Annotated in this window: 5 protein-coding genes; 1 reads left to right on the top strand and 4 read right to left on the bottom strand. The window is 70.2% G+C overall.

Translation table 11 applies throughout. The features are described 5' to 3' along the window. From LI92_RS20145 to LI92_RS20130, 4 genes are all read right to left on the bottom strand, one after another. On the bottom strand, positions 1–649 hold a 649-nt coding region (locus tag LI92_RS20145; RefSeq protein ID WP_046322040.1), incomplete at its 3' end, for a galactose-1-phosphate uridylyltransferase. Further along, on the bottom strand, positions 646–1122 hold the full coding sequence (locus tag LI92_RS20140; RefSeq protein WP_046322039.1) for a DUF309 domain-containing protein: 477 nt from the start codon (positions 1120–1122) through the stop codon (positions 646–648). The genes LI92_RS20140 and LI92_RS20145, both read right to left, overlap by 4 nt. Before the next feature lie 21 nt (positions 1123–1143). Next, positions 1144–1929: a class I SAM-dependent methyltransferase gene (locus LI92_RS20135; RefSeq protein WP_046322038.1), complete on the bottom strand. Its 786-nt coding sequence runs from the start codon at positions 1927–1929 to the stop codon at positions 1144–1146. 87 nt (positions 1930–2016) lie between these two features. Continuing rightward, the gene (locus LI92_RS20130; RefSeq protein WP_046322037.1) at positions 2017–3615 is read right to left on the bottom strand and encodes an amidohydrolase; all 1599 of its coding nucleotides are present in this window, start codon (positions 3613–3615) and stop codon (positions 2017–2019) included. A 116-nt stretch (positions 3616–3731) separates the two neighbouring features. On the opposite strand from LI92_RS20130, the gene LI92_RS20125 reads away from it, so the two are divergent. After that, a partial coding sequence (locus tag LI92_RS20125) for a pyridoxamine 5'-phosphate oxidase family protein (protein WP_046322036.1) occupies positions 3732–4095 on the top strand: 364 nt, incomplete at its 3' end.

Raw genomic sequence — 4095 nt, 5'->3', positions numbered from 1 at the left:
CGTGCTTGATTCGATGCTCCCGCGCCTGGGTCAGCATGGCGGCGGTGCGCGGGGTCAGGTAGGGGTAGCCGTAGATCTGGCCGTGGGGGTGCGCCAGTGTCACCCCGATCTCCCGGCCGCGGTTTTCGAAGCAGAACACCTGCTCGACACCGGGGCGAGCCAGCAGATCGGCGGTGCGGTGTCGCCACGCCTGCACCACCAGCAGGGCGTGCGCGGCCGGCAGTTCGGCGAACGACCCGGTGTGATCGGCCGAGAAACAGATGACTTCGCACCGGCCGTAGCCGGGCGCCCCGACGAACGCGGCACCGTCGGGCGGGACGGCGTCCAGAGCACCGGCGCCGGCCAGGCTGGGGAACCGGTTCTCGAAGACCGCGACGTCATAGTCGCTCGCCGGCACCTCGCTGGTCAGCCCGGTGGGCCCCGGGCACAGCGGGCAGTCCTCGGCGGGTGGATGGTAGGTGCGGTCCTGGCGCTGCGCGGCGATGATCCCCCACTGGCCGGTGGTGCGGTCGAAGCGCAACTGCGACGGCTCGGGGTCGCGGGGGGCCAGCGGCCGCCGGTCCGGCACCGGGGCGGCGGTGTGGCCCGGGAGGGCGAACAACAGCAGGTCGCGGCCGTCGGCAAGCGTCCAGCGAAGCGGTGTGCTCACGCGACCAGCCGCGGATGCAGCCGTTGCGGGCCGATCTCGATCCCGGCCGCCACGTCACAGGCCAGTTGCGTGGCGAAGCCCTGCAATCCGTCGAGATTGACACCGTACGGCGCCGGGGGCCGCACGCCGGCCAGATGTTCGGCGCCGCGGCGCAGCAGACTGACCGCGCCGGTGACGTTGCCGCGCTGTACGTGGGTGATGCCGACTGCGAGCTGGGCCAGCCCCTGCCAGAGTTCGCGTTCGGCGGGCGGCCGATGCTTCCAGGCGGCTTCAAGCACTTCGTGGGCGTTGAACGCCAGGCCGTCGTCCAGCAGCAACTGGGCGTAGGCCAGCATCTGGGCCGGCGGCAAGTCCAGGTCATCGGGGACCCCCTCGACCCCACCCTGGCTGCCGCGCGGCAGGGGCCGGCCCAGCCGGTCACGCGGGCGGGCGTTGCGCGGGCGGCCCGAGGCGTCGCGGTCGCGGGTTGTCACCCGTCCATCATGGCAAGCCGATCAGGCGGGTTTGGCGGCAATCACCTCGATGGCGCCCATATTGCTGCGATGCCGGCGGAACGTCGCGCGCATATTGAGAACCCGGGCCCGGGCGTCGGCATCGCGCAGCACGTTGAACACGAACCTCAGCGCACCGAACACGCCCTCGTCGGCGATCAGCCGGTGCGGCTCCAGCAGCGCCATGGGGGCGTAGCCGATCTTCTCGACGGTGAAGCCGGCCTCGGTGAGCAGATCCGTCCACTCCCCGGCGGTCAGCGGACGGGCATTGACCTTGATGGACCGGGCCAGCGCGGTGCGCACCTCGTCCTTGACGGCCTCGGGCACGTCATGGGGCTGCAACATCATCTCGTGGATGGCGTAGCGGCCGCCGGGCCGCAGCACCCGGAATGCCTCGCGCATGATGTCGAGCTTGTGGGCGTTGGTCTGCATGGTCAGCATCGCTTCGCCGATGACGACGTCGGCACTGTCGGTGTCCAGACCGGTGCCCGACGCCTCGCCGGTGACCACTCGCCCTCCCGTCCCGACCAGCGCGCGGACCACGCCGGCGGCATTCGCGTCGGCCTCGACGCCGGTGTAGGTGCCGGGCCGGCGTTTGAGGATCTCCGTCGCGGTGCGGCCCATGCCGGGTGCGAGTTCGACGACGTCGGCGCCGGCCAGCTGCGCGTCGGCCAGCATGCGGTGGGTCAGGCCGACGCCGCCGGGCCGCAGCACGCGTTTGCCCAGGCGGGCAAAGAGCCAGTGGCCGGGCAGGTCAGCGGTCTTGCGGTCGGGCATCGGCAGACTCATGCAACGAAGGTTAGCCTTACCAGCCTTTGTTGGCCAGAGGACTTCGGGCCCCGGCGTCTCCGCTGAATACGGCTCCGGCGCTCCGGGTCAGACCACCTGGCGGCCGGCCAGGAAGGTGGCGCGCACCTGCAGATCGGCGATCGCCTCCGGGGCGACGGCGCGTGGGTCGGCCGACAGCACCACCAGGTCGGCATACTTTCCCACCTCCAGGGAGCCGGTCACATCGTCGGCGAACAACTGCCAGGCCGCATCGAGGGTCTGCGCCCGGATCGCCTGCTCGACGGTCAGCCTCTCCTCGGGCGCCAGGACTCGCCCGCTGGGCGCCCGGCGGGTGGCGGCGACGCTGATGTTGCGCAACGGCTCTTCCGGGGTGACCGGTGCGTCATTGTGCAGCGAGATACGCATGCCCGCCGCCACAGCGGAGGCCGCCGGCATCCAGCGTGAGCCGTGTTCCTCCCCGAACAGCCCGTCGACCAGAACATCACCCCAGTAGTGGAGGTGGTCGACGAACAGGCTGCAGGTGACCCCCAACGCAGCGGCACGCCGCAACTGCTCGGGGCGGATGGCGCCGACGTGTTCGAGACGCAGCCGATGATCAGCGCGCGGGTGCCGGCGGAGCACGTCTTCGTAGACGTCGAGGATGGTGTCGACGCCGTTGTCGCCGTGGACGTGGCAGGCCATCTGCCAGCCGTGCGGGAAGTACGCCTCAACGATCCGCCGCAATTGGTCGCCGGTGTAGTTGGCATGCCCGCACGATCCGGGTTCGACGCCGATGATCCGGGTGGCTTCGGTGTCCAAGTACGGGAAGGACAGGTCGATGTTGCCGATCCACGGCGAGCCGTCCACCCAGATCTTGATGCCGACCTGACGCAGCATGTCGTCACCCTCGCCCGGCGAGGCATCGGTGTGCAGCGCGGCGTTGGAGATCTCGTAGGTGCGCAGACGCACCGTCAACTCGTCACGCAGTGCCTGCACCAACGGCCGGAACTGCGGAGAGAACGCCATCTCTGAAATGGTCGTCAGCCCAGCCCGGTTGAGCCGCGCGCATTCGGCCCGCAACATCGCCGGGCCGTCGGCCGGCAGCATGGCCTTGCCCAGCAGCGGGATGAGGGCGGCGGTCTCCTCTGCGGTCCCGTCCAGTTCGCCGTCGGCGTCACGGCCGTACTTCGCCCCGGCCGGGTCGGGGGTGTCGCGGTTCAGTCCGGCCTCGCGGCCGGCCGCGCTGTTGAAGTACGCCTTGTGGCCCGAGTTGTGCACGATCACCAGCGGGGTGTCCGGGGCGATGCCGTCCAGCCAGTCCAAGGTGGGTTCGGGCAGGCCCGGCTGCAGCAGCTGGTCCCAGCCGACCGCGTAGGCCCCGTCGGCGCCGCGGGCGGCGACCTCTTTACGCACCAGATCAACCACGGCGTCGGCCTCGGTGAGGGTGACCGGCCGGATATCGAGCATGCGGTCCGACAGCACGACCGACTCCATCAGCGGGTGCCCGTGGGCCTCGATGAAGCCGGGCAGCACACAGCCCTCGCCGGCGTCGTACACCCGGGTGTCCGGACCGATCAACGCCTCGATGTCCGTGCGGTCGCCGACGGCGACGATGCGTCCGTCGGTGACGGCCAGCGCCTCGGCAGTCGGTTGCGCGTCGTTGACCGTCAGTACGGTGCCGGTGACGACGAGATCGGCTGCGGGCATCGTGGACTCCTTATCGGCAGGCTTGGCCGGAGTGTAAGGCGCTGGGAGCGCCCTGACCGGACAACCTCTCCGATGCCCGGTGGAATAGCCCGGGGCCAACCGCTGTTCGAGCCGGTATGCCCAGAAAATTCACCGAAACCGAGAGTCAGCAGTTCCTGGCCGACAAGCACATCGCCGTGTTGTCGGTCGCCACCACCGATGGCCGGCCCCCGGCCAGTGCGCCGATCTGGTACGACTACACCCCCGGCGGCGACATCGTGATCAACACCGGCGTCAGCACTCGCAAGGCCAAGCTGATCGAGCAGGCCGGCGCCGTGACGCTGGTGGTCCAGCGCGAAGAGCTGCCCTACCAGTATGTGATCGTCGAGGGCACCGTGACCGATACCGTCACGCCGGCCCAACTGCCCCCGCGCGAGGCCATCGCGGTCCGCTATCTGGGCGAGGAGGCCGGCGTGACGGTATCGGTCACGGTGCCCTCGA

It is taken from the genome of Mycobacterium sp. UM_Kg1 (assembly GCF_000972925.1).
GTDB classification, from domain to species: domain Bacteria; phylum Actinomycetota; class Actinomycetes; order Mycobacteriales; family Mycobacteriaceae; genus Mycobacterium; species Mycobacterium hiberniae.
This window is presented reverse-complemented; position numbering and strand designations above follow the sequence as displayed.

Excerpts from the sequence above, each read along its gene's own strand:
- LI92_RS20130 (WP_046322037.1), bottom strand. The coding sequence starts at position 3,615 with ATGCCCGCAGCCGATCTCGTCGTCACCGGCACCGTACTGACGGTCAAC.
- LI92_RS20135 (WP_046322038.1), bottom strand. The coding sequence starts at position 1,929 with ATGAGTCTGCCGATGCCCGACCGCAAGACCGCTGACCTGCCCGGCCAC.